This window comes from Prevotella marseillensis (assembly GCF_900625065.1).
Lineage (GTDB): Bacteria > Bacteroidota > Bacteroidia > Bacteroidales > Bacteroidaceae > Prevotella > Prevotella rara.
This window is the reverse complement of the sequence record NZ_UYXY01000001.1, coordinates 169,450-193,236: the sequence shown is the minus strand read 5'-3', so window position 1 is coordinate 193,236 and position 23,787 is coordinate 169,450. Positions and strand designations below refer to the sequence as shown.

Here is a 23,787-nt window from a genome sequence, read left to right as displayed (position 1 = left end):
ATCAGGCCTTTTTGTGTTATTATATAATAACGAAGGGCTTTACAGCTCTTGTACATTGGTTTTATATATAACAACTAAGGTTTCGTGATGAAAGAAAAGCTTTACACACTCATAATAATATGCTTTACGATGCTGCTTACAGCGTCGTGCGGCGCCGATCACTACATGAAAAAAGGCGAGAAATATCTCGCCTTGGGTGAATATTACGACGCTGCGGCCGAATTTAAGACGGCATACAACAAGACTTCGCCTAAAGACAAGGACAAAAGAGGCGAACGGGCAAAGAAACTTGCCGGATGCTACGACCGCATAAACTCAACACAAAAGGCTATTGCGGCATACCGGAACACGATAAGATACAACAAGGCCGACATAGAAACGCACCTTTCCTTTGCACGTGTGCTGATGAAAAACGGCAGCTACAAGGAGGCTGCAAAGGAGTTTCAGCTCGTGCTCGACTCACTTCCCGACAACGAACTAGCCAAGACAGGACTGCTGTCGGCACAGACAGCACAGGCCGAAAAGGAAGCCGGCTCGAGATATATAGTAAAGAAGATGGACGTGTTCAACTCGCGCCGGGCCGACTATTCGCCCATGCTCTTCGGTGACGAATACGACCAACTGTACTTCACATCAACGAGAAACGAGGCCGAAGGCGACGAACTTAGCGGCATAACGGGCACCAAAGCCGGCGACATATTTGTGTCGCAGAAGGACGACAAGGGCAAATGGGGCAAGCCGGAAGCCATTGTTTCGGGCCTCAACACTGAGTTTGACGAGGGCGCATGCTGCTTTACGCCGGACCAGAGTCAGATGTATCTCACACAATGCACCACCGACCCGAACTATCCGAGATATGCAACCATTGTAACATCTAACCGCTCTGACGCAGCATGGGGCAAGGCTTCGGCCCTCGAGATAACACGCGACACGCTGTCGAGCTATGCCCATCCTGCCGTATCGCCCGACGGACAATGGCTCTACTTCACATCGGACATGCCGGGAGGAAAAGGCGGATACGACATATGGAGAGTGAGACTTACGAGCAACGGGCTTGGAGGCGTGGAAAATCTGGGCGAACCTGTCAACACGCCGGGCAACGAGATGTTCCCTACATTCAGGCCGAACGGCGACCTTTACTTCTCGTCTGACGGCCACAAAGGTCTCGGCGGACTCGACATATACATAGCCAAGGTGGACAAAAAGACAAAGAAATTTGTGCTTGAACACCCGGGATATCCGCTCAACTCGTATGGAGACGACTTTGGAATGACCTTCGAAGGTCCGCATAACCGCGGCTACTTCTCGTCGAACAGAGGCGACGGCAGAGGCTGGGACCACATATACAGCTTTGAGAAACCTGAGGTAATACAGACCGTGAAGGGCTGGGTATACGAGATGGACGGCTACGAACTGCCCGATGCCCTGGTGTATATGATAGGCAGCGACGGCACCAACCTGAAGCTGAACGTGAAGGGCGACGGCTCTTTCACACAGGTGATAAACCCGAATGTTGACTACATGATGCTTGCCACATGCAAGGGCTTCCTCAACCATAAGGAAGAACTGAGGGTGAAACCGGTGACAGAATCAGAAGAATATGTGCTGCAGTTTCCGCTCGCCTCGATACGCGTGCCGGTGCTGATAGACAACATCTTCTACGACTTTGACAAGTATTCGCTGCGCCCGGAGTCGACCAAGGCGCTCGACGAACTTATCAAGCTGCTGAACGAAAACCCCAACGTTACCATAGAGTTGAGCGCACACTGCGACTATAAGGGCAGTGCGGAATATAACAAGACGCTGTCGCAGAAGAGAGCCGAGGCCGTGGTAAACTATCTGATAGAGCACGGAATAGCCAAAGACCGCCTGTCGCCGGTGGGCTACGGCAAGGAGAAGCCGAAGACAATACGCAAGAAGCTGACGGAGAAATATCCGTGGCTGAAGGAAGGCGACGTGCTGACAGAAGAGTTTATAAAGAAACTTGACAAGGACAAACAGGAGATATGCAACCAGCTGAACCGCCGCACCGAGTTCATAGTGCTGAGGATAACATACGGAATGTTTGACGAAAACGGCAACCTGAAGAACCCTCCAAAGGCTAAGGAACAGGATAACGGAGGCTCTGAAGACGACGGCTTCGTGATAGATATGTAACACGATAATCCCTGGAACGGCATGTGCAGTTCCGGGGATTATTGTATCTGATAAAGCTATATGCGCCTTGGCGGCAGGCACGGACACATAATCCGCCATGCCGGCAAGGCGCAACATCATATCATGAAGCCGCAGATAAACGCCAGGCACGCCGCTCACCGCTCGCGGACGGCAAAGCCTACGCCCCACAAAAGTATCAGCACCATTGCCACAGGCAACAGCAGATGAGGATTGTTGAGCTGCTCATGGCGGGCAAGGACATCTGAGAATATGCCGTCGAAGCACGACACAAGAACCGAGAAGCCCTTGTTTCTGAAGAAAATCAGCAGTCCAATAACGACACACACCGCTGTCCACAGACGGCTGATGCGCCGTGTGCGGTCGGGCAGACGGCGCATGACACGCCTTGAAAATCCATCGTCGGGCACGTCAATGCGGTTTTCGCTGAAGAACTTTTTTACCAGAACATCGTCATTGTTATCTGTCATATCCATTATCCTTTAAATAATTTGCAAGTTTGTGTTTACTCCTTGAGAGATGCGACTTCACCGTACCCAGCGGCAGTGAGGTTATCTCTGATATCTTGTCGACGGACAGTCCGTCGATTATCTGCAGCGTCAGACAGAGCCTCTCGTCGTCTTTCAGCAGTTTCAGTGCCGAGTAGATGTCGATGCTCAGGCCCTTGTCAGCCTGCGCCACACTGCGGTCTGCCGGCACAGAGCTTACGTCGTCTGTCACCTTATGCGACCGCCTGTAGTCATAAAGCACATTGTAGGCTATGCGATAAAGCCACGTGGAAAAACCTGACAGCCCCCTGAAACGCCCTATGTTGGTGTAGGCCTTGATGAAGGTGTCCTGCGCCAGGTCGTCGCTGAGCTGCGCATCGCCCAGCGTCTGGCTGAGGAAGAACCTCCTGACGGCCGCCTGATATTTCACGACAAGCGCGTCGAACGCCTTCTTGTCGTGAAAAACGGCCACCCTCGTAACCAACGATATGTCATTAAGCTGTTTCACCTTCAACCCCGTAATATTACTTTTCCTTATCGCCGTCCGGCTCGTCTTTTATGTCGTCCATGAAGAAATCGCTTTCGTCATTGCGCTTTCTGCGGCCTGTGGTGCGGGCTATGATACACTGACCGAGACCATAGAAGAACACGAGCCAGCCTATGCCGGTGAGCGGATTGGCGCCGATGATGTAGAAGCAGACCACAAGACCGATGCCGAGGCAGCCGTTCTTTACGCCTTTCTTCCATAGAGCCTCATTGCTGAAGTCGTCTTTCTTCAGCAGATTATCGGGTATAGGGCGCCCGCTCTCCATAGCCTTCTCCGCCAGACGGTAGCGCTGGTTGCGGTTTTTCAGCACCAGATAGATGATGAGTGCGACAAAAAGGAACGGCGAAAGCACCACCAGGATGCACAGCAGCACAAAGGCAATGGCCACCAATACGCTGCCCGGGCCGCCCAAATCGGCCAGATATGCAATGAGCGTAAACGGGTCGGACACGTCGTCAAACTGCTTTACGCTTACTGCCTCGTCTTCGTCTGAGGCTGTTGTCTGAGCCGCACTTGTGTCGCGGGCTGCGCCCGTTGTGTCTGAATAGGCCACCACCTCGCCCGTGTCGGCAGCCGCCTGGCTGTTCACCACCTGCGGATTGTGCCTGTAGAGCGACTTCTGAGCCTGAACAGGAGCGGCCAGCGTGGCTGCCATGGCTAAAATGATAAATAACTTTTTCATATCTTAATTTTATTTTTTGTTCTATCCGTTAGACGTATGAAAGGGTGAAAAGGTTGCACGGAAAACAAGAAATTTTCAAAAAAATGCATTTTTATCTCATTTCTTCCGTCATGCAAGAATAACGCCACCAAACGCCTTCAATAAAACAGCCCGTGAACGGCGGTTTTGCAAAAGGTATGCTTTTACCTTCCAAAAGGCCACAAATTGCACGCTAAAAGGGCACCTTTTAGAAGGCAAAAGCATACCTTTTGCAAACACGCTGAATATCAATGTGTTACGCAGCGCAAAACTCTGACATTTCAAAGCGCCGCAAGAGAGTCGCGCCATGACACAAAAATGCGTTGCGGCACGGCACATACGCACGAAGGCATGCATATAAGGGCCGGCACAAAAAAATCAAGACACCTTTTTGGTTGCGCACATTAAAATTATTTGTAACTTTGCCAGCACTAATCACACTGCATATTTAAATGACACTGCCGGAAGATTTTATAAATTACACTAAAGCGCTTACAGGCAACGAGTTGTGGAGCATCATAAGCCGCGGACTGGCCGACGAGCCGCCCGTGAGCATAAGGCTCAATCCGTTTAAGTGTGCCTGCGGCTCACCTGCCGAAAGTCTTTCTGACGGAAAGGTTGGCTGGTGCGACAGCGGATATTATCTTAACTCACGGCCAAACTTCACGTTCGACCCCCTGCTCCATGCCGGACTGTATTATGTTCAGGAAGCATCGTCGATGTTTCTCGACCGTGTCATGAGGCAGTATGCGTCCGACGGACCGCTGACCATGCTCGACCTATGTGCCGCCCCGGGCGGAAAGTCGACCGTGGCGAGGGCAGCCCTGCCCGAAGGCAGCCTGCTGATAAGCAACGAACCGATGAGGACGCGCGCGCAGATTCTGGCTGAGAACATGCAGAAATTCGGTCATGAGGACGTGATTGTTACCAACAACTATCCGCGCGACTTCGGCAAAAGCCGTCTTATGTTCGACGTAATTCTCACCGACGTGCCATGTTCGGGCGAGGGAATGTTCAGAAAAGACGACACGGCGATAAGCGAATGGAGCGTGCAGAACGTGGAGAAATGCTGGCGGCTACAGCGCGAGATTGTGAGCGACGTGTGGCAGTGCCTGAAGCCTGGCGGCCTGCTGATTTACTCAACATGCACGTTCAACACCAAAGAAGACGAAGAAAACATAAGATATATAACCGAAGAGCTGGGCGCAGAGCTGCTGCCCGTTGACATTGACGAAAGCTGGAAGATAACCGGCTCGCTGCTAAGCGGATTCGACAAGCCTGTGTACCGTTTCCTGCCCGGACTTACTCGCGGCGAAGGAATATTCATGGCCGTAATGCGCAAGAACGGCGAACGAGACGCCAACGACACGCCACGTAAGGACAAGAAGGCTAAAAAAGACAAGCAGCGCAACAGCAAGAAAGAGACGGCAAGCTGCAACCGCGACTGGATTAAGGACCCTGACAGATTCGACTTTGTAACCTCTGACAACATCACGGCAGCCATACCTAAGGCGTGGCGCGACGTGTATGACGCTGCTGCAAAGTCGCTTAAGATTTTGTCGGCGGGAATAACCATCGGCGAAAGCAAGGGCAAGGACATCATTCCGGCACAGGCGCTCGCCCTGTCGAGGGCACTCAACAAAGAAACTTTTGCGCAGGCAGAACTCAACTACGCACAGGCAATGAGCTTTCTGCGCAAAGAGGCTGTAACCTTACCGGCCGATACGCCGCGCGGCTATGTGCTGGTAGAGTTCAACGGCGTGCCGCTCGGATTCGAAAAGAACATAGGCAACAGGGCAAACAACCTTTACCCGGCAGAATGGAAGGTAAAGAGCAGTCATGTGCCTGACGAATACAATGAAATAATCAGAACAAAATAAACAACGATGAAACAATATCTCGACCTGCTAAGACGCATCAAAACCGAAGGCGTTATGAAGCACGACCGCACGGGGACGGGCACCATAAGCATCTTCGGCAATCAGATGCGCTTTAATCTTGACGACGGTTTTCCGCTTCTTACGACCAAGAAACTGCATCTGAAGTCTATCATCTACGAGCTTCTGTGGTTCCTTAAGGGCGACACCAACGTTAAATATCTTCAGGAACACGGCGTAAGGATATGGAACGAATGGGCCGACGAGAACGGCGAACTCGGTCCGGTCTACGGCCATCAGTGGCGCTCATGGCCCGACCACAACGGCGGACACATAGACCAGATAAAGAACATCATCAACCAGATAAAGAACACTCCTGACTCAAGGCGCATAATAGTAAGCGCATGGAACGTGGCCGACATTGAGCAGATGCACCTGCCGCCGTGCCACTGTCTGTTCCAGTTTTACGTGGCAGAAGGCCGCCTAAGTCTTCAGCTTTATCAGCGCAGCGCCGACACATTCCTCGGCGTGCCGTTCAACATTGCATCCTACGCACTGCTTCTGATGATGGTTGCACAGGTGACGGGACTAAAGCCGAGCGAGTTTATCCACACCACCGGCGACACACACATATATCTTAACCATCTTGAGCAGGTTGACCTGCAGCTCACGCGCACCCCGCGCCCTCTGCCTGTAATGAAGCTCAACCCCGACGTAAAAGACCTCTTCGACTTCAAATACGAAGACTTCACTCTCGAGAACTATAATCCCTGGCCGCATATTGCAGGAAAGGTGAGTGTATAAATTTCTGTAGTTAAAGTAGTTAAAGAAGTTACTGCTCACGTTGTTCGCCAAGTAGTTAAAGTCATTAGTCTTACCGGAAAAACATCCGACAACAAGAATATTGACAATAACAACAGCAGAATGCAGCAACAAAGGTAATGGCTTTAACTACTTTAACTACTATAACTTCTTTAACTACTGACATATCATGCAAATAACCATCATTGCCGCCGTGGCACAAAACCGGGCGATAGGAAAAGACAACAAACTGATTTACTGGCTGCCTAACGACCTTAAACGGTTTAAGGCCCTTACCACAGGACACACAATAATAATGGGACGAAAGACCTTTGAGTCGCTGCCGAAAGGGGCACTGCCCAACAGACGCAACATCGTTCTGAGCCGCAGCAAGCGCGACTTCGCCGGATGCGACTGCTACACATCGCTCGACGAAGCCCTGGCCAACTGCTCTGCCGACGAGGACATATATATAATAGGTGGGGCAAGCATCTACGAACAGGCCATAAAACGTGCCGACAGGCTGTGTCTTACGGAGATAGATGACACGCCGGAAGATGCCGACACATTCTTTCCTGAGTTTGACGGATGGAGAGAAGAAAAGCGTGAAGACCACGACATAGACGAGAAACATGCCTACAGATACGCTTTTGTAGACTATGTGAGATAATAAAATTTGTCGCCAAAGACAACCGGTTGGTTCTCTTTGGCGACAATTTTAAGATAAGCCCCAATAGTCATTTAAGCCCAATCTGTCATTATGATTCGGTCGGTATTTTTGCTTTATATTGAGCGGATTTTCGTTAGATTTTTCGCAGGCATAGCGGGCTATGTCAAGAAAAATCTGACAAAAAGACGCCAATAGAAACAAAAAGACAGGCTGAAAGCATCAATGCACAAAACTGATAAAGTAATATGCGGTTTAATTACCGAATTGGGTTAAATCCGTCCTAACACTATTTGCCTGAAGGCACGTCAGCCGTGGCGATATGTTCGGATATATATTTCTCTATCACTCCCTTACTGTAGCCCGACCACTTCTTGACAACTTTCCCGTCTGGCGACAAAAGTACGAAGGAAGGTATTCCGCGAACGCCATATTTAGCGGCAATGCCCGTATTGAGATTTTTGTCGCTGAGGTTCATCCATGTAATGCCTTCAGTGGCCGAATGCTCCTTCCACACCTTCTCATTGTCTACCGAAATGCTCACCGCCACAAGTCTGTCCTTATACTTGTCGGCTGCTTCCTTTATCTCAGGAATGGCCATCTTGCACGGACCGCAGCCACGGCTCCAGAAGTCGATAAGCACGTATCTGCCCCTGAAGTCAGACAAATGCCACAATTTTCCGTCAATATCATAGAGGTCGGCATCAGCAGCCTCCTCTCCTACCTCAACGACATGTTGGGGGAAAAGAACATTCTTGGCTTCACGGCCAGAGTAGGAATCACGCCACACATCAGGTATATAGGCATAGAGAGCCTTAGCCTTTTCCAGATTATCCTTGTTCTTGGAGATATTCACCATGTATGCCGTGTTAACATAATTCAGCATCCAGGCCTGGTCGACATCAAGCTTCGCCATAGCCTCAAGTTCTACGGCTGAGATGCGGTCCTGCAGCATGCTTTTCGCCTGCTTCATGCTGTCGAGTCTCGCTTTCTGCCTTTTCTTTTCCTCACCGGAATACTTGCCCGATTTTATCCTGCTGCGCAGAGAGTCATAATCTCCATCTAAAATCTGATATTCGTTCCAGAGATCGCGCGAACTTGCAAGTATCTTGCTCCTTGTCTGCTGCTCTGGCACATCGCTTTCAACGTTCCATGTATACACAAGAAGATTGTCGGCAGAGATTCTTATCGAACTTCCCGGCCGTACCCAAAGATACAAAATCATGCTGTAATAGTTTTCCGTTCTTGCCGTCAGGAACATCCAGTCGGTGCCGTTGCCTGAAGTTTCTTCCTCAAAACGGAACTTGCCGTTCCGCAAGGTGTCAGAAGCCACAAGCATTCCTACATTGTCTTCATTACGCAGAAGTTCAACGATAAGGCCGTCGGGCACATTGGCTACTCTTCCTTCAATAACAAACTTATTCTCGGCATGAAGGTTAATGGCCAAGAATAAAGATAAAATAAATAAGACTTGTTTCCTCATAATAACAAATTAACCAAGGCAATTACGCCTTGGTTTAAATTTTTATTCGATTACATCATCTTCGTCCTCATCGTCAACCGGTATGTCCACAATAGGCAACTGTCGGTCGAATGCCGAATTGAATGATATGATAGTCTCGCTTCGTGACAATCCCAGCGGCTGCAGACGGTCGTGAATGATGTTGAGCAAATGGTGATTGTTGAATGCGTAAATCTTAATAAACATATCGTAGTCGCCCGTTGTATAATGACATTCAACGACTTCAGGTATGTTTCTCAAAGCCTCAACAGCCTTGTCAAAATCTTCAGGATTCCTGAGGTTCAGACCTATATAAGCACATGTTTCGTAACCAATTTTCTCAGGGTCGATTATAAATTGTGAACCTTTCAACACTCCGAGACTATTGAGTTTCTGTATACGCTGATGAATGGCAGCGCCGCTTACGTTGCACGAACGAGCCACCTCAAGGAAAGGAATACGAGCGTCCTCAGCAATAAGCCTAAGGATTTTCTTGTCTAATGAATCTAAATTGTGATGCGCCATTTTCTAAGTTTTAGATTAAAACAAACATAAATACAGCCATGGATAAAGAGTGCTTTTGTTTTTATGCCATACGTCCGCCACGGCAAACGCCGGCATCTGTGACGCAAGAACATGCTGTTATCAAAATCCAACTGACCGATTAATTTGTGCAAAGATATGATAAATTTATCATTTCTGCAATAGATTTAAAGCAAAATTTTACTTCTTGATAACAGATTATAACATCTTTACAATAACAAAAATTACTTTTTGCTTTTTTCAACGGCTGAATAATTCACGCGCAGGGCACCAGCCTCACGCAGAGCCTGACGCAAATCGCTCATAACTCCCATCTCTGTCTCGCGGTCAGCCTTGACCGACACGCTCATTATTTTTGCGTCTTCAGGCGACATGCGGCGGCGTTCTTCAGTAACAAAGTCCACTACGGCAGGAATGTCTGCATACTTGTCGTTAATCTGTATGCGCGTATTGTTTCCAGCCTGCGGCCTCATCTCTTTTGTAGGCTTGCCGATATAAATATGTGTAATGGCAGATTTCTTTGTAAGTTTAGTAAGTTCTGTTCCCTCCGGCACTCTGTATTTCACCTTCAGAGTTACCTGGCGCATGTGTGTAACGGTGATAAAAAAGAACAGCACCGTAAATATAAGGTCGGGCAATGCAGCCGTGTTTAGCATCGGCACGGTACGCCTGCTGCGTCTGAACATTGTCATATCTCACCTCCTTCGGCTTCAGCCACCGTTGTCTCAGCTATACGCTGAGGATAATATTCTCTTACTTTTTCACGCTGCGCGGCCGTACAGCGTTCGTACTCCCGCCCGTATGTCTTCAGTGCATATCTGTTTCTGAGTGTTTTATACGCCGCCATTATCTCATTCTGTACGTTGAAATAAAGGTCATAACTGGTCTTGCGGTCTACCGTTACCGATATAATGTGACGCTGGCGGTCGGCCGTCTTGCCGACAAACGTCATCACACGCGAACGCAGCTGCGCAACATCAAGCGGCTTGCCGTCAGCAATAAGCTTGTTGGACGACGTAAGTTGCAGGTCGAGCATGTTGCCTTTGCTTATGTCAGCCACCTCTTCTGTCTTGTCACGGTCAGGCGGAGGCAACTGGCGTTGCAGTCCCTTATCCACATCCATAGACGTCATGATAAGGAAAAACACCAACAGGATGAAAGATATGTCAGCCGTTGACGTGGTGTTCAGCAAAGGTACTTCACGTTTGTTATGCCTCAGAATCATTTTCTTTGACCGATGTTATATTCTTCTTTATGCAAGTGCATGTACGCCATATCGCACACATTTGATGTCATGCCGTTTGTCTTAACGTATATGTCTGATAAGGCGATATTCAGTACGACTGTGCACTTTATTTATTCAGATTTACTTTTCTGTTGTATCCCGAAAGTCCGAACACTACGCCGCAGACGGCAACAAACAGCAATATCAACGCCGTATTGATGAACATGTCGGTAGCTTTAAGCCAGAACACATCAGCATATTTCACTCCGTTGACCATGACTGGCTCTGACGAACCAAGCAGGAATGTAAGCAACAGACTTGCTGCCGTAAGTCCTGTTGTAAGCCAGACAATCTTAGCCGCCGGAATATTGTTGATTGTGTCAGATGTCTTGTCGCGTCCCTTGATGCTTCTGTACACGGCATAAGCCGTAATGCCCACCGTAGCCAGAACAAGCATATAAATAAACACAAGCACGGCATCAGTAAACATAGGAGCATTAAACGTCGGATCTTCATCATACGGAATGTCGTATCCTATCAGAAAGAACGCGCCGAACAGAAGCACAATGACGGCAAGCAGAACATACAGCACACGTGTGGATATCTGCTCTGCCGAAAGTTGTCTAATGCTTTTTAATGAGATGCGCATCATCGTGTAAGTTTATATTTCATTATGATGTCGAGCAGCGTTATAGCCGACTCTTCCATCTGACTCGTTATGTGCTCTATCTTTGAAAGTATGTAATTGTAGAACACCTGCATGATCAGGGCGGCAATAAGTCCGAATATTGTGGTTATCAGCGCCACCTTCATACCGGCAGCAACGATAGTTGGACTGATGTCGCCTGCCATCTGTATCTGCTCAAACGACATGACCATACCGATAACCGTACCGAGAAATCCGAGCGACGGAGCCATGGCTATGAACAGCGTTATCCACGAACATCCCTTCTCAAGGTTAGCAGCCTGTACCGAACCATAAGAAGTTATGCTGCGCTCAACGTCATCCATCGACTCGTCTATGCGCATAAGACCCTGATAACAGATTGAAGCCACCGGGCCGCGTGTGTTGCGGCAGATGGTCTTTGCCCCTTCAATGTCGCCTTTCATAATGAGAGACTCCAGGTCGATCATAAGCTTTTTGGCGTTTATCTCGGATAATGTAAGATAAATTATGCGCTCAATGCAGAACGCAAGACCAAGCACCAGCACCAGTGCCACAAACGACATGAATCCGGCGTTGCCTTCAATATACTTTACCTTCAGTGTTTTATGAAAACCTTCACTCTCCACCGGCATCATCGTAGAGTCAGGCACTTCAGCCATGTCAAGGTCTAGCGAGTCGGCAGGTGCTGACTGCGCAGCAGTGTCTTGCTGTTCTTTTGCAGTGTTATCTTCCACAGCTTTCCCTGCAGGAGTTTGTGTTTTGTGCGACTTGGGCTGATCGGCTGCAAGAGTAGACACGGCTTTCGACTTCATCTGCCCGGTTATTTCACCATTCTGAGCAAACGCCGAATGGCCGATAGAAAATGCGAGGATCGTTGTTATTGCAATCTTTGCAATCAGATTACTCATATCTGTTATGAATTAGAAAAACATTACGCGGAAAGAGGGGGATTCGAACCCCCGAAACGCTTTTAACGTTTACACGCTTTCCAGGCGTGCCTCTTCAGCCACTCGAGCACCTTTCCTTACCTGAACTTCATTTAGTTTACGGGATGCAAAATTATCTTTTTTCCATCTATTTTCATCATAAAATCACATCTTTTTTAGCTTTACGCCGGCATTTTTGATATTTTTAGTTTTTACCGGCTTCCACATGTAATACTGCCACGCATGACATATTCAGACGCCCAATGAGAATAAGCGGAAAGAAAGAACGCACCAAGCGTCATTCGCATTTATGTCAACAGCATCTATCACACTGAAAACACGCGCTTTACGTTGGCATTTGTAGCCTCAGCCACCTGTTCCTCGCTCACTCCGTAACATTCTGCCATACGCTTCAGCACATAAGCCACATAGGCACTCTCATTACGTTTTCCGCGCATCGGAACCGGAGCCATGTACGGCGAGTCGGTTTCAAGCACAATTCTGTCGAGCGGAACCGTGGGCAACACCTCCGGCAAATGAGACTTCTTGAAAGTCAGCACTCCACCGATGCCGAGTACAAACCTGTCGAACGACAGCAGTTCGGCAGCCTCCTTCTCGTTGCCTGTAAAGCAGTGGAAAACACCTCCCGGCAGTTCCTTCTCATAACGGCGCAACAGACGCACCATTTCGTTCTGTCCCTTCCGGCAATGTATCATCAGCGGCAGCCGATACTCTATCGACCATCTGACCTGCTCCTCAAACGCCAACAGCTGCTCCTGCTCAAACTCACGGCTCCAATAATAGTCGAGTCCCACCTCGCCTACAGCAATAACCTTGTCGCGGTTGGCATCAAGCACAGGCTTCATTTCTTTCAATACATCCTGCCAGTCGGCTCTTACTTCTTCAGGATGCAGCCCTATCATCGGATAAGCATAGCCGGGATAACGGTCGCACACGGCAAGCACCCTGCTTACCGACGGCATGTCGATAGCCGGTATAAACACCTTGCTCACACCGGCATCCTTTGCTCTCTGTATTGTCTCATCACGGTCGGCATCAAACTCTTCGCCGTCGAGATGTGTATGTGTGTCTATAAAATTCATTCTCCAAACATTTTTTCAATTAAGACATCATTGTCCGTTACGGCTGTAGTGCAAAGAACAGCAGGCATCAGCAAGCCGGCAAACGGCAATGAAAGAACATTCAGCAGAATAGCACCAAAGCTTCAAATCAATATAAATGCTCTTCTTTTCTGCGGTAATAATATATTATGCCGTATTTGCGGCATTCGGCAAATCTCACCTCAGGCGGCTCATTCTTGAAGTTTTCCTCTATCTGATTCCACAGTTCCAACAGCACACTGTCTACCTCCGGACGTATTGTCTTCAAAGCCTCAAGAGCCTGAGCGGTGCGGTCTTGCAGACGCTTTTGCTGATCGTTGTTCTCCTTGAATATGTCAAGATGAGTGCTGACCATGCCTATCGTAGGGTTAAATATCGGCCGTCCGCCTTTCTTTATCCGGGCTTTCTCGCCTTCAACAACCTGCGTGCCCCACTTTATCAGACCTGATATGGTCTTAATGTTTGGCAGCGACGTTGTACTCTCATCAAGTCCATACAGCTTGAGGTTCGACTTCTTAATCTCTCCGCGCTCTACCGACATCAAAAGCACCTGCACAAAATGGCTTACATACATCGTGGCATTGCGCTGCAGCTTGTCGCCCTTTCCGGCTCCTCTCAGCTGGGCTGCATAGCTCACCTTATACTGCTCAGAGGCTGTGAGCAGCCTGTCGTATGCCGGCTGCGCACGGTTAAGGGTTTTCCAGTCTATGAAGCGGTTGCGCACGGTGTAGATATCGTTGTTGTCGAGCAATGTCTTCAGTGCCCTCAAACGGGCTGCGTCTGTCTTCGGTAGTCGTCTGTATGGCATTTCTTTTATATCACATAAAAATATTATTAAATAAATCTCACGCCGGCAAAGCCTCTTGCAGGCCCGGCCGGCATCCGCATAATCATCCCGCACAAAGACATGGCGGGGAAAGGAACTAAAGCAGACTGCCGCCTAAGCCTTGCGGCCCATCATGGCATCGGTGTATGCACGGAGCACGCTCTTGCGCTCATCGTCAACACTGACGAGATCGAGATATTTGCGGCTTTGCTCAAAATAGTATTTTATTCTGTCTTCAGCCAGGCGGTCGATACCCAGTTCGTTATATATCGAAGTAACGGCCTTTATCTTCTCCTCAGGATTAAAGTCAGTGGCCGTAATCCATTTAACGAGTTCATTGCGGCGCGCCTCGTCGGCTCTGTTATATGCATTGATGAGCATATATGTCTTTTTGTTGCACAGGATATCGCCACCAATGGCCTTGCCGAAAACCTTCGGGTCGCCATAGACATCGAGATAGTCGTCCTGCAGCTGGAAGGCCAGACCTATCTGCTCGCCAAACTTATACAGATTGTCGGCATCGCTCTCTGAAGCTCCGGCCAGCACGGCACCTATCTTCAGGGCGCATGCCAACAGCACGCTCGTCTTGAGGCGTATCATCTCTATATACTCTTCCTCAGTAACATCGGTGCGTTTCTCGAAATCCATGTCATACTGCTGTCCCTCGCCTACCTGCAGAGCCGTCTCGATAAAAGTGTCGAGCACGGGCTTCACCTTGTCGGGTGCGCTCTGCGCCATGCGCTTGAACGCCAGCACATACATGCTGTCGCCTGAGAGCACGGCCGTATTGGCGTTCCATTTAACGTGTACGGTCTGGTGGCCGCGCCTCATGGCAGCGTTGTCCATAAGGTCGTCGTGCAGCAGCGTGTAGTTATGATAAATCTCAAGGCCGCAGGCCTGAGACAATATGCTCTCTGGGTCATCCTTATATAAATTGTAGGCCATCAGTACCAGCGACGGGCGTATGCGCTTGCCGCCCATCGACAGCACATACTTAATGGGGTCATAAAGGCTCTGCGGCTTACGTTCGTAAGGCATGTTGTCAAGATACGAGTTAATCTTTTGTAGTATTTCGTTTGCCGTTAACATAGTGATAAAGGTTTTTAAGATTGCAGAATAATTATTACAACTTAAACACGACGGGAATGCAGAAGTACGTGCGGCATGGCTTACCGTGGTCCTCGCCCGGTTTCCATTTCGGCATTATGCGTATCACGCGCAATGCCTCGCGGTCGAGCTCGGGGCTGACCGATTTAACCACCTTCGGACTGCTTATCGTTCCGTCTTTATTTATTATGAACGACACAAGGACCTTGCCCTGTATCTTCTGTTGCTGTGCAATGACAGGATATGAGAGATTCTTGGTGAGCCACTTCATAAACTCCACCATGCCACCGGGAAACTCCGGCAGGCGCTCTATAACCTGAAAGTTGAGAGGATTGTCGTCTTCGTCAACAGCCACAGGCGACAGTGCCGCTGTCTGGCTCTCTGCAGCCTCGCTGCTTCCGGCAGCTCCGGCCTGCGCGTCATTATCGGTGTCTGTGCCGTCATGCTGTTCCACCACGTCGGCAACCTGCTCGTCCACTACCTTCATTTTCTCTGGCACGGCAGCCTTGGGAGCAACCTGAGGGGCGGCAATCATGTTCTTCTGCTGCAGCACAGGCATCATCTCAATGTCTTGCGAAACATCGTCAAGAATATCGTCAGCTACGTCAGTCGACGGGCTTGACGTGGTAAATTCAAGACAAACCAGAAACAGCGACAGCACTACTATCAGACCTAACAAGAAGCCTGATGCGCGCTGATGTTCCAAGTCGGCCTTATATGATTTCTTAAGTTCCACCTGACCAATGATGATTAATACCTTAGGGCCTGCACATACTAATCTGACTTTTTTGGCGTTATTATCAAGAACAAATGTGCATGACACCTTATTTTCACTCTACAAAAGTAACGTAGATATTTGAAAAAAGGTGTATCTTTGCCGTAAAAATAACAGAAATCGATGAAAAAAACCGTTTTTTTGTTTTTGCTGACGCTTTTTGCCGTTACTGCCGGCGCGCAGGACAGCCAGACCGGATACAACTTTCTGCGTATTCCGGTAAGTGCCCACGCTGCAGCTCTCGGCGGCGAAAACATCACCATAATAGAAGACGACCCTTCGCTGATGTTCAGCAACCCTGCACTGCTTGCATCGGTGAGCGACAAAAGCATTAACCTCAACTTCATGACCTACATGGCGGGTGCAACCACAGCCAGTGCATCGTTCAACCGCATCATAAAGGACAAGGCCTCCGTGGCCGTCATGGCTCAGTATATGGACTACGGAAAGATGAAGGAGACTGACGAGAACAACGTCATAAAAGGCGAGTTTTCGGCCAAGGACATTGCCATAAGCGGAGTGTTCAGCTATATACTGACCGACAAACTGGTGGGCGGCATAACGGCTAAGTTCATAAATTCTTACATCGGCGACTACAGTTCGCTGGCCGTGGGCATAGACCTCGGACTCAACTATTATGACCCAGACCGCGAATGGTCGGTGTCGCTCGTGGCAAAGAACCTGGGCGGACAGATAAAGGCCTATGACGAGGAGTACGAGAAAATGCCGTTCGACCTGCAGGCAGGAGTTAGCAAAAGGTTTGCGTCGCTGCCGTTCAGGCTGTCGGCAACGCTGGTTGGACTTACCGACTGGGACTATGGACTGATAAATCACCTCGTGATTGGCGCCGACATCATCCTGTCGCAGCAGATATACCTGGCTGCCGGATATAACTTCAGGCGTGCCGACGAGATGACGATAGGCAGCGGCACCGACGACGAGAGCAGCCACGGAGCGGGATGGTCGTTCGGAGCGGGCCTGCAGCTCGAGCGCTTCAAGCTGCAGCTGGGCTACGGCAAATATCACGTGTCGTCAAACTCGCTGCTCGTAAACGTCAGCTATTCGCTGTAAAGGGCCGCACAGAGGCTGCATGCGGCAGACATCAATAAAAGAAAAAATATCAAGAACAAAATAAACAAGACATGAAGAAAATAACAATAGCCATCGACGGTTATTCGTCATGCGGCAAAAGCACTATGGCCAAAGACCTGGCACGTGAGGTGGGATATATCTATGTCGACACGGGCGCGATGTACCGCTCTGTCACGCTCTATGCCATGCGCAACGGCCTGTTTAACGCCGACGGGAGCATCAACACCGGCGAACTCGAACAGAAGATGGGCGAGATAAACATTTCGTTCAGGCTGAACAGCGAGACCGGCCGGCCGGACACTTACCTCAACGGCGAACTTGTTGAGAAAGACATACGCACAATGGAGGTATCTGCCCGCGTAAGCCCTATAGCCGCACTGCCGTTTGTAAGAGAGGCCCTCGTTGCCCGGCAGCAGGCCATGGGCAAGGAGAAAGGCATAATAATGGACGGAAGAGACATAGGCACCGTGGTATTCCCCGACGCCGAACTCAAGATATTCGTAACGGCATCGGCCGAAGTGAGGGCGCAGAGACGCTACGACGAACTGAAGGCCAAAGGCATGCCGGCCAACTTTGACGACATACTGAAGAACGTCAAGGAGCGCGACTATATCGACTCTCACCGCGAGGTGTCGCCGCTGCGCAAGGCCGACGACGCCATAGAGCTGGACAACAGCAACATGACCATAGCCGAACAGAAGGCATGGCTGATGCAGAAGTTTAACGAGGCAACAGCCTGACAAATAACTACAGCAAGGGGACATGAAGCAACTGAAAGAGCGCATAATGCGCGACGGAAAATGTTTTGAGGGCGGCATCCTGAAGGTTGACAGCTTTATCAACCATCAGATGGACCCTATCCTGATGAAGTCTATAGCAGTGGAGTTTGTCAGAAGGTTTGCCTCTACCGACATCAACAAGATTATAACCATTGAAGCCAGCGGCATAGCTCCGGCCATAATGACGGGCTATCTGCTTGAGCTGCCGGTGGTGTTTGCCAAGAAGAAAAAGCCGGTAACGATGGAAAACATGCTCACCACGACGGTCTACTCGTTCACCAAGAACCGCAACTATGACATCTGCGTGAGCAAGGACTTTCTGCGCAAAGGCGACCACGTATTGTTCATTGACGACTTTCTGGCCAACGGCAATGCTGCCAAAGGCATAATAGACCTCGTAAACCAAGCCGGAGCCACGCTTGCAGGCATGGGTTTCATCATAGAAAAAGCCTTTCAGCACGGCGGCGAATATCTGCGCAACGCCGGCGTGAGAGTTGAGTCGCTGGCAATAATTGACAGCCTTGACAACTGCGAGATAAAGATAAGATAACACCAAAAAAGAAATATACATAGAAGCATCATGGCGGCGGCTCACAGTTGTGCCGCCGCCATAATTATTCCATTTGTCCCATTACTACAATCACTCCCACTACTCCCATAATCCCCATCCCCCAACAATGCCACTCACCCCTCGAACAGCCCACGAGCTGCACACCGTGGAACTGATGATACGCCTGTATTGCCGCCATAAGGAGGGCAACAGGGAGCTGTGTCCTCAATGCCGCGAACTGCTTGAATATGCCTCGTCGCGCCTTGCCCGTTGTCCGTTTCAGGACAACAAGCCGACATGCCGCCTGTGCAAGGTGCACTGCTACAAGCCCGAAAAGCGCGAGCATATACGCCAAGTGATGCGCTATGCCGGTCCGCGCATGCTCTTATATTATCCGGCAGACGCCATAAAGCACATGGCAAGGGAGATTGCACTGAAAATGAAGCGTAAGGGCAAGTAACTTATACCTAAATATAATATGCCACATATTGCGGTGCAAAAGGGCATCTTTTACAATGCAATATGTGTCCTTTTGCAGCATAAAAGGATACCTTTTGCAAAAGGATATTGCGAAAGATCAAACTAAAAATAATTTTATCAGAAACTCATCACTCGTCACATCAGGTCTTAACTTCCTGAAAGACAACATATTAAGGCGTGATGAGTTGCGGTTTAAACTCATCACACGGCTATAATTTCACGTAAAATTTGTGCTTGTAACATATATGCGAGCAGATTTACCTACGGATAGCTCCATCTTCACAATGTATGCACATTATTTCATGATAGCAGATGCTGCTCCATATTGCTCGCCCACCTCATTTCCACGGTTTACCTTCTTGCCATATCCAAACGTATATGTAACAGACAGGTTTAGACGCCGGTGAAAATTGTTGCCATTAACGAACTGCGTCTCTGAATAAAGAGGAGTCGCCAGTTTGCTGGTTGAGCACAGCCAGTCGTTGCGAAACATATTCATCGCACTGACGCGTATATTCCAACCCGAACGGCTCCATCCGGCAAGCATTTGATAAAAATCACGGTCTTCGTATATCACGCCCCGGTTTCCCTGCACAGTGAGGTTCTTTGTCTGATAAGATGCCTGAAAATAGAAGTTGCCAAGATAATATGTTGCAGAGGCACTGCAATAAAACGGCGAACGCCTGATGTCGAATAGTCCTGACATGCGATATAACGACACAGAAGGAGAGGCAGCCAACTGAAGGTTGCCGTTAAGCAGTTTATAATTAAACGACATGCCTATCTGTGTACGGTTATAGTTGCAATCTGTCTCAAAGGTTCTCAGCAGGGCCGTGCCGCCATTATATGGCTTATAAACAGGTACATAAAGATTGAACTCGCCGAAATACTGCACAAACGCCGAAGCCGAAAAAGCATTGACCGGCATCCAGTTGTACGACAGATTGAATGTAACCTGCCTAGAAAGTCCGAGATTGGGATTTCCAGTATAATACATCAGCTCGTTTTGCTGAAGCACATTAGGTGTCTTTTCACTTGCGCCCGGATAGTTTGCACCGAAATGAAAATATGTGCGGAACGAGTGTTTACGCGAGGGAGAGAATCCTACTGACAGATTGATTAACGGATAAATTTCAGCAACCGAAAGGTCGTTTATTTTATTCCTTTCCCACTGAAAGGCTGCGTCAGCACTTATATTCCACACCTTATTCAGAAACTTATAGCCGATGGCAGCACCTGAATAGGTATCAGAAAAATCATTGTCATAAGGAGATGTGCCGAAATAGCTTACCTGATTGGACGTGGAGCCAAACCAGGCGCGGAAGAAAGCCGTATGGCTGTCGGTAAATTTCTTGAAAAGCGTTGCACTGCCGCGAAACTGCCATACGTCTTCTTTTGAATTGTTCGCTATGGCCTCACTGCCCGGCAACGAGGTCTGATAGTTGTATGAATAATTGGTATGGCCGTAATTTATGCCGGGAGACACGCTGACATGAAAGTTGTGTGGCAGGATAAAATAATAATTTCCCGACCATACGAAATAACGGCTCACGTAGGGTTCGTTCTTCAAATAAGAATAGTCTGCATTATTCTGAGGAACAAACGACAATGTTCCGCCGGTCCGGGCCATCGCCGACTGGTCAAAATTAAAACCTATGGTGTTGGCTATCTGCATTTTGTCGGTATCGTAAACAGCACGGAAAGAAACAGGATACTGGTTATACTTGAAACGTGAATAGTCCAACGCCTCGTTTCTTGTTGTCTGAAAAGCCTGACCATTTTCATCCTCAATACTGTAAATACCCTCAACAGAATTGCCGTAATGATTAATGTCGTGATTGGAGGTACCGGCATATAAATCGTATGTCATGCGTTTATACACAAACTTTGAATATACCGAAGCCCGGTTTGAAAGTCTGCCGGTAAGGAAATTTTCATTCAGAGTGGCCTTGGTATAACCTCCGTATTCATATTTCTGCACTATGAAATTAACGACATGCTCACTTCCCTGAAAACGCGGATCTGCGGGAAAGTCAAGATATTCAACTCGGCGTACATCTGAAGTCAAGATGCCTTCCATCTCTTCGGCCGACGCAGGAATATAGTTGATATATATAGCCACACTCTGCCCGCTTGTGGTAGTTACGGCATTGTCCATCAGATTAATGTTGATCTGAGGCAGGGCGAGCTGTTGTAGAAGGTCTATCGCATTTTGCGCTGACTGTCTCTGCTTCATCGTCGGAATGTATGTTGACGACATGGCATTGGTGTGCTGCATCTTGGCCTTGACCACCACTTCGTCAATTTCTTTTGTGCGTATGCTGTCTGAAGTTTGAGCCGTCATTTTTACAGGAAATGTGCATACTAGCCATAATGACAAAAATGCTCCCGGTAAATATGCAATATCATTTTTTACAAAATCTTTCATATTTATATTCATATATTGTTTTTATTTCCATTAAACCTGCTCAACCTGGATGAAAGCAGAATGTGATGAGTTGCAGCATCAACTCATCACATTGTAACATTCTGACATTCAACGTATTGAAACAGAATGTGACGAGTGATGAGTTTTTAACAAAAATATATTCTGTTTCAGCCGCCATTATGATAAACAGAATGACGACTGCCGGGCATTTCCGTATTTACCGGCACTGCTAAATGCCGTTAATTATTCTGTCGCGGCACCTCTCCATTAGCCATTTGGGCGTACTCGTGGCTCCGCAAATGCCTATCGTGTCGATGCCTTCAATCCATTCGCGCTTAATCTCGTCGGGGCCTTCAATAAGATGACTGTTGGGATTGACGCTCCTGCACTCGTTGAAGAGCACCTTGCCGTTGCTGCTCTTGCGGCCGCAGACAAAGAGAATGAGGTCGTGGCGCTTGGCAAACGAACTGATGTTTGGCATGCGGTTGGCCACCTGACGGCATATCGTGTCGAAGCTCCTGAACGTAGCTTCAGGCGAGATGTGCTCCTGGATATAGTCGATTATGCGGTGAAACTCGTCGAGCGACTTCGTTGTCTGCGAATATAGATATATGTCGCGCTTGAAGTCGAGCGCCTTGGCATCGTCTATTCCGGCTATGACGATAGCCTTGCTGTTGGTCTGTCCTACAAGTCCGAGCACCTCGGCGTGGCCCGGCTTGCCAAATATTACGATCTGCGCATCCGGATTAGAATCGTATTCGCGCTTGATGCGCCGCTGCAGCTGCAGCACCACTGGGCATGTGGCGTCTATTATCTCTATGTTGTTGCGGCGCGCTATCTCGTAAGTCTCGGGCGGTTCGCCGTGGGCACGCAGCAGCACCTTCACGTCATGAAGAGCCTTCAGCTCGTCGTGGTTAATAGTTATAAGTCCCATGCTGCGCAGGCGTTCACACTCCATTCCGTTGTGCACAATGTCGCCCAGGCAGTATAATGTTTTTCCGGCCGCAAGCTCTTCTTCGGCCTTTCTTATGGCAGTGGTAACCCCGAAGCAGAATCCGCTGCCGTCATCGATTTCTATCTGTACCATCTTCTTGATGTTTCTTATAAAACAATCCCAAACCGTCATTAGACCGCACATAGTATTATCTGTCTTGTGCATTCATGCTTTCAGCCCGTCTTTTTGTTTCTATCGGCAGATTTCCGTTAGATTTTTCTTGAATAGTCAACTATACCAGCAAAAAAATTAACGTAGATCAGCTCAATATAAAGCAAAAATCAGAGCCTAATCATAATAACGATTTGGGATAATTCATGACCGGACTGAGCCGGTCATGAATAAAAACAAACAGGCATTCTGACCGTAATAATATATTCCTATAGCTCTATATTTGCCTGTCGCGGCATAAGCCTTACGGTCTTTCTGTGCCGAAATATGTGTCGAGCAGTTCTTTTGCTGCCACGAAGCTAGTCTTTGTTCCAGCCAGCACCGAGTCTTCTGACGCCTTCAGTTTCTGCTGTATGAGCGGATTGTTATAGAAGCTGCCGCGCAGATGCTCGTTTATGGTTTCATACATCCAATATTTGCTCTGCTCGTTACGGCGGTAATTGAAGTAGCCGTTGTGCTTAACAAAGTCGACATACTGATAAACCATGTCCCACACTTCCTTTACGCCTGTGCCGTAGAAGCCGCTGTAGCAGAGCACCTTGGGCTGCCAGCCGCTGTCTGATGGCGGGAAGAAATGCAGGGCGTTGCGGAAGTTGGTGGCGGCAATGTGGCACTTGTCCACGTTGTTGCCGTCGCACTTGTTGATAACTATGCCGTCGGCTATCTCCATGATGCCTCGCTTTATACCCTGAAGCTCGTCGCCCGTGCCGGCCAGCTGAATGAGCAGGAAGAAGTCAACCATAGAGTGACATGCCGTCTCGCTCTGCCCTACGCCCACCGTCTCGACAAATATCTTGTCGTATCCGGCAGCCTCACACAGTATGATTGTCTCGCGGGTCTTGCGCGCCACGCCTCCCAGCGAACCTGCCGTAGGACTGGGACGTATGAAGGCTTCTTCACGCAAAGAGAGTTTTTCCATACGGGTCTTGTCGCCAAGAATACTTCCCTTGGAGCGTTCAGAACTGGGGTCGATGGCCAGGACGGCCAGCTTGCCGCCAAAACGGTCGAGCACATGCACGCCAAACTGGTCGATAGAGGTACTCTTTCCGGCACCCGGCACACCGCTGATGCCTATGCGCAGCGACTTGCCGCTGTAGGGCAGGCACTTCTCGATAACCTCCTGAGCCTTCTGCTGGTGGTCGGGATTAACACTCTCTATCAGCGTAACGGCCTGGCTTAGCACCGTAACGTTGCCTTTAAGGATGCCTTCCACCATCTCGCCCACTGTATACTCACGGCGCCTGTAGCGTGCGCGGTTAAGATAGGGATTCACTGTTGAAGGCTGCTCTACTCCGGAATTAACCGTAAGCCCCTTATACTCACTGCTGTTTTCTGGATGTTCCATAA

At 48.9% G+C, this 23,787-nt stretch carries 24 protein-coding genes and 1 tRNA gene; 8 read left to right on the top strand and 17 right to left on the bottom strand.

Going from position 1 to position 23,787, the window contains the following annotated elements; genetic code table 11:
* Positions 1-87 precede the first annotated feature (87 nt).
* Positions 88-2,157 (top strand): PorE family type IX secretion system protein, encoded by a 2,070-nt coding sequence (gene porE / locus EJL04_RS00850; protein ID WP_125103839.1) that lies wholly within the window; start codon positions 88-90, stop codon positions 2,155-2,157.
* Positions 2,158-2,312: 155 nt separating this feature from the next.
* Here the strand turns inward: porE and EJL04_RS00845 are convergent, their stop codons facing one another.
* From EJL04_RS00845 to EJL04_RS00835, 3 genes are read right to left on the bottom strand one after another with little or no spacing between them, the layout of a single operon-like run.
* Positions 2,313-2,645 (bottom strand): DUF5056 domain-containing protein, encoded by a 333-nt coding sequence (locus tag EJL04_RS00845; protein ID WP_053397471.1) that lies wholly within the window; start codon positions 2,643-2,645, stop codon positions 2,313-2,315.
* Positions 2,635-3,171, bottom strand: a complete 537-nt coding sequence (locus tag EJL04_RS00840; RefSeq protein ID WP_053397521.1) for an RNA polymerase sigma factor — start codon at positions 3,169-3,171, stop codon at positions 2,635-2,637. Before EJL04_RS00840 ends, EJL04_RS00845 begins: the two co-directional genes overlap by 11 nt.
* Before the next feature lie 16 nt (positions 3,172-3,187).
* A complete protein-coding gene (locus EJL04_RS00835; protein ID WP_125103838.1) occupies positions 3,188-3,892 on the bottom strand; it encodes a DUF6249 domain-containing protein in 705 nt (234 codons plus the stop codon).
* A gap of 470 nt (positions 3,893-4,362) precedes the next feature.
* Between EJL04_RS00835 and EJL04_RS00830 the strand changes: the two genes are divergently transcribed.
* The 3 genes from EJL04_RS00830 (at position 4,363) to EJL04_RS00820 (ending at position 7,258) form a co-directional block, all read left to right on the top strand.
* Positions 4,363-5,790, top strand: coding sequence for a methyltransferase RsmF C-terminal domain-like protein (locus tag EJL04_RS00830; protein WP_125103837.1), 1,428 nt, complete (start codon positions 4,363-4,365; stop codon positions 5,788-5,790).
* A gap of 6 nt (positions 5,791-5,796) precedes the next feature.
* Positions 5,797-6,591 carry a thymidylate synthase gene (locus EJL04_RS00825; protein ID WP_125103836.1) on the top strand — a complete coding sequence of 265 codons (795 nt, stop codon included), beginning with the start codon at positions 5,797-5,799 and terminating at the stop codon, positions 6,589-6,591.
* 187 nt (positions 6,592-6,778) lie between these two features.
* Positions 6,779-7,258, top strand: a complete 480-nt coding sequence (locus EJL04_RS00820; RefSeq protein ID WP_053397467.1) for a dihydrofolate reductase — start codon at positions 6,779-6,781, stop codon at positions 7,256-7,258.
* Between the two features lie 286 nt (positions 7,259-7,544).
* Here the strand turns inward: EJL04_RS00820 and EJL04_RS00815 are convergent, their stop codons facing one another.
* The 11 genes from EJL04_RS00815 to EJL04_RS00765 all read right to left on the bottom strand — a co-directional run bounded on the left by EJL04_RS00815 (position 7,545) and on the right by EJL04_RS00765 (position 15,907).
* Positions 7,545-8,738, bottom strand: a complete 1,194-nt coding sequence (locus tag EJL04_RS00815) for a TlpA family protein disulfide reductase (protein ID WP_125103835.1) — start codon at positions 8,736-8,738, stop codon at positions 7,545-7,547.
* Between the two features lie 42 nt (positions 8,739-8,780).
* Positions 8,781-9,281: an Lrp/AsnC family transcriptional regulator gene (locus EJL04_RS00810; protein WP_021853883.1), complete on the bottom strand. Its 501-nt coding sequence runs from the start codon at positions 9,279-9,281 to the stop codon at positions 8,781-8,783.
* Between the two features lie 242 nt (positions 9,282-9,523).
* Entirely contained in the window at positions 9,524-9,991 is a 468-nt protein-coding gene (locus EJL04_RS00805; RefSeq protein WP_125103834.1) for an ExbD/TolR family protein, read from the bottom strand.
* Positions 9,988-10,524, bottom strand: coding sequence for an ExbD/TolR family protein (locus tag EJL04_RS00800; protein WP_021853885.1), 537 nt, complete (start codon positions 10,522-10,524; stop codon positions 9,988-9,990). Before EJL04_RS00800 ends, EJL04_RS00805 begins: the two co-directional genes overlap by 4 nt.
* A gap of 127 nt (positions 10,525-10,651) precedes the next feature.
* Positions 10,652-11,176: a hypothetical protein gene (locus EJL04_RS00795; RefSeq protein ID WP_239684850.1), complete on the bottom strand. Its 525-nt coding sequence runs from the start codon at positions 11,174-11,176 to the stop codon at positions 10,652-10,654.
* Positions 11,173-12,099 (bottom strand): MotA/TolQ/ExbB proton channel family protein, encoded by a 927-nt coding sequence (locus EJL04_RS00790; RefSeq protein WP_338142703.1) that lies wholly within the window; start codon positions 12,097-12,099, stop codon positions 11,173-11,175. Before EJL04_RS00790 ends, EJL04_RS00795 begins: the two co-directional genes overlap by 4 nt.
* Positions 12,100-12,127: 28 nt before the next feature.
* A tRNA-Ser gene (locus EJL04_RS00785) sits at positions 12,128-12,215 on the bottom strand.
* Between the two features lie 228 nt (positions 12,216-12,443).
* Complete coding sequence (locus EJL04_RS00780) at positions 12,444-13,220, bottom strand: TatD family hydrolase (protein WP_053397463.1); 777 nt, start codon at positions 13,218-13,220, stop codon at positions 12,444-12,446.
* 127 nt (positions 13,221-13,347) lie between these two features.
* The gene (locus EJL04_RS00775) at positions 13,348-14,046 is read right to left on the bottom strand and encodes a hypothetical protein (protein WP_021853889.1); all 699 of its coding nucleotides are present in this window, start codon (positions 14,044-14,046) and stop codon (positions 13,348-13,350) included.
* Positions 14,047-14,178: 132 nt separating this feature from the next.
* On the bottom strand, positions 14,179-15,153 hold the full coding sequence (locus EJL04_RS00770) for a polyprenyl synthetase family protein (RefSeq protein WP_021853890.1): 975 nt from the start codon (positions 15,151-15,153) through the stop codon (positions 14,179-14,181).
* A gap of 34 nt (positions 15,154-15,187) precedes the next feature.
* Positions 15,188-15,907, bottom strand: a complete 720-nt coding sequence (locus EJL04_RS00765) for an energy transducer TonB (RefSeq protein WP_053397462.1) — start codon at positions 15,905-15,907, stop codon at positions 15,188-15,190.
* A 162-nt stretch (positions 15,908-16,069) separates the two neighbouring features.
* Here EJL04_RS00765 and porQ point away from each other — a divergent pair, with 162 nt between their 5' ends.
* The 4 genes from porQ to EJL04_RS00745 all read left to right on the top strand — a co-directional run bounded on the left by porQ (position 16,070) and on the right by EJL04_RS00745 (position 18,827).
* A complete protein-coding gene (gene porQ, locus EJL04_RS00760) occupies positions 16,070-17,017 on the top strand; it encodes a type IX secretion system protein PorQ (RefSeq protein ID WP_021853892.1) in 948 nt (315 codons plus the stop codon).
* Between the two features lie 71 nt (positions 17,018-17,088).
* Positions 17,089-17,778 (top strand): (d)CMP kinase, encoded by a 690-nt coding sequence (gene cmk, locus EJL04_RS00755; RefSeq protein ID WP_125103833.1) that lies wholly within the window; start codon positions 17,089-17,091, stop codon positions 17,776-17,778.
* A 22-nt stretch (positions 17,779-17,800) separates the two neighbouring features.
* Positions 17,801-18,367, top strand: a complete 567-nt coding sequence (xpt, locus tag EJL04_RS00750; protein WP_125103832.1) for a xanthine phosphoribosyltransferase — start codon at positions 17,801-17,803, stop codon at positions 18,365-18,367.
* Positions 18,368-18,494: 127 nt separating this feature from the next.
* Positions 18,495-18,827, top strand: a complete 333-nt coding sequence (locus EJL04_RS00745) for a nitrous oxide-stimulated promoter family protein (protein ID WP_125103831.1) — start codon at positions 18,495-18,497, stop codon at positions 18,825-18,827.
* Between the two features lie 315 nt (positions 18,828-19,142).
* Here EJL04_RS00745 and EJL04_RS00740 read toward each other — a convergent pair whose 3' ends face one another.
* The 3 genes from EJL04_RS00740 to meaB form a co-directional block, all read right to left on the bottom strand.
* The gene (locus tag EJL04_RS00740; RefSeq protein ID WP_125103830.1) at positions 19,143-21,275 is read right to left on the bottom strand and encodes a TonB-dependent receptor; all 2,133 of its coding nucleotides are present in this window, start codon (positions 21,273-21,275) and stop codon (positions 19,143-19,145) included.
* A gap of 229 nt (positions 21,276-21,504) precedes the next feature.
* Positions 21,505-22,362: a 4-hydroxy-3-methylbut-2-enyl diphosphate reductase gene (locus EJL04_RS00735; RefSeq protein ID WP_125103829.1), complete on the bottom strand. Its 858-nt coding sequence runs from the start codon at positions 22,360-22,362 to the stop codon at positions 21,505-21,507.
* A 322-nt stretch (positions 22,363-22,684) separates the two neighbouring features.
* Positions 22,685-23,785 (bottom strand): methylmalonyl Co-A mutase-associated GTPase MeaB, encoded by a 1,101-nt coding sequence (meaB, locus tag EJL04_RS00730; RefSeq protein ID WP_021853899.1) that lies wholly within the window; start codon positions 23,783-23,785, stop codon positions 22,685-22,687.
* Positions 23,786-23,787: the final 2 nt, after the last annotated feature.

Bases quoted from the DNA above. Each gene is read 5' to 3' on its own strand.
- porE (WP_125103839.1), top strand. From the start codon at position 88: ATGAAAGAAAAGCTTTACACACTCATAATAATATGCTTTACGATGCTG.
- EJL04_RS00805 (WP_125103834.1), bottom strand. From the start codon at position 9,991: ATGACAATGTTCAGACGCAGCAGGCGTACCGTGCCGATGCTAAACACG.
- porQ (WP_021853892.1), top strand. From the start codon at position 16,070: ATGAAAAAAACCGTTTTTTTGTTTTTGCTGACGCTTTTTGCCGTTACT.
- EJL04_RS00820 (WP_053397467.1), top strand. From the start codon at position 6,779: ATGCAAATAACCATCATTGCCGCCGTGGCACAAAACCGGGCGATAGGA.
- EJL04_RS00845 (WP_053397471.1), bottom strand. From the start codon at position 2,645: ATGACAGATAACAATGACGATGTTCTGGTAAAAAAGTTCTTCAGCGAA.
- EJL04_RS00745 (WP_125103831.1), top strand. From the start codon at position 18,495: ATGCCACTCACCCCTCGAACAGCCCACGAGCTGCACACCGTGGAACTG.
- EJL04_RS00740 (WP_125103830.1), bottom strand. From the start codon at position 21,275: ATGAAAGATTTTGTAAAAAATGATATTGCATATTTACCGGGAGCATTT.
- cmk (WP_125103833.1), top strand. From the start codon at position 17,089: ATGAAGAAAATAACAATAGCCATCGACGGTTATTCGTCATGCGGCAAA.
- EJL04_RS00800 (WP_021853885.1), bottom strand. From the start codon at position 10,524: ATGATTCTGAGGCATAACAAACGTGAAGTACCTTTGCTGAACACCACG.
- EJL04_RS00830 (WP_125103837.1), top strand. From the start codon at position 4,363: ATGACACTGCCGGAAGATTTTATAAATTACACTAAAGCGCTTACAGGC.
- EJL04_RS00735 (WP_125103829.1), bottom strand. From the start codon at position 22,362: ATGGTACAGATAGAAATCGATGACGGCAGCGGATTCTGCTTCGGGGTT.
- EJL04_RS00815 (WP_125103835.1), bottom strand. From the start codon at position 8,738: ATGAGGAAACAAGTCTTATTTATTTTATCTTTATTCTTGGCCATTAAC.
- EJL04_RS00780 (WP_053397463.1), bottom strand. From the start codon at position 13,220: ATGAATTTTATAGACACACATACACATCTCGACGGCGAAGAGTTTGAT.
- EJL04_RS00795 (WP_239684850.1), bottom strand. From the start codon at position 11,176: ATGATGCGCATCTCATTAAAAAGCATTAGACAACTTTCGGCAGAGCAG.
- xpt (WP_125103832.1), top strand. From the start codon at position 17,801: ATGAAGCAACTGAAAGAGCGCATAATGCGCGACGGAAAATGTTTTGAG.
- EJL04_RS00835 (WP_125103838.1), bottom strand. From the start codon at position 3,892: ATGAAAAAGTTATTTATCATTTTAGCCATGGCAGCCACGCTGGCCGCT.
- meaB (WP_021853899.1), bottom strand. From the start codon at position 23,785: ATGGAACATCCAGAAAACAGCAGTGAGTATAAGGGGCTTACGGTTAAT.
- EJL04_RS00810 (WP_021853883.1), bottom strand. From the start codon at position 9,281: ATGGCGCATCACAATTTAGATTCATTAGACAAGAAAATCCTTAGGCTT.
- EJL04_RS00770 (WP_021853890.1), bottom strand. From the start codon at position 15,153: ATGTTAACGGCAAACGAAATACTACAAAAGATTAACTCGTATCTTGAC.
- EJL04_RS00775 (WP_021853889.1), bottom strand. From the start codon at position 14,046: ATGCCATACAGACGACTACCGAAGACAGACGCAGCCCGTTTGAGGGCA.
- EJL04_RS00790 (WP_338142703.1), bottom strand. From the start codon at position 12,099: ATGAGTAATCTGATTGCAAAGATTGCAATAACAACGATCCTCGCATTT.
- EJL04_RS00825 (WP_125103836.1), top strand. From the start codon at position 5,797: ATGAAACAATATCTCGACCTGCTAAGACGCATCAAAACCGAAGGCGTT.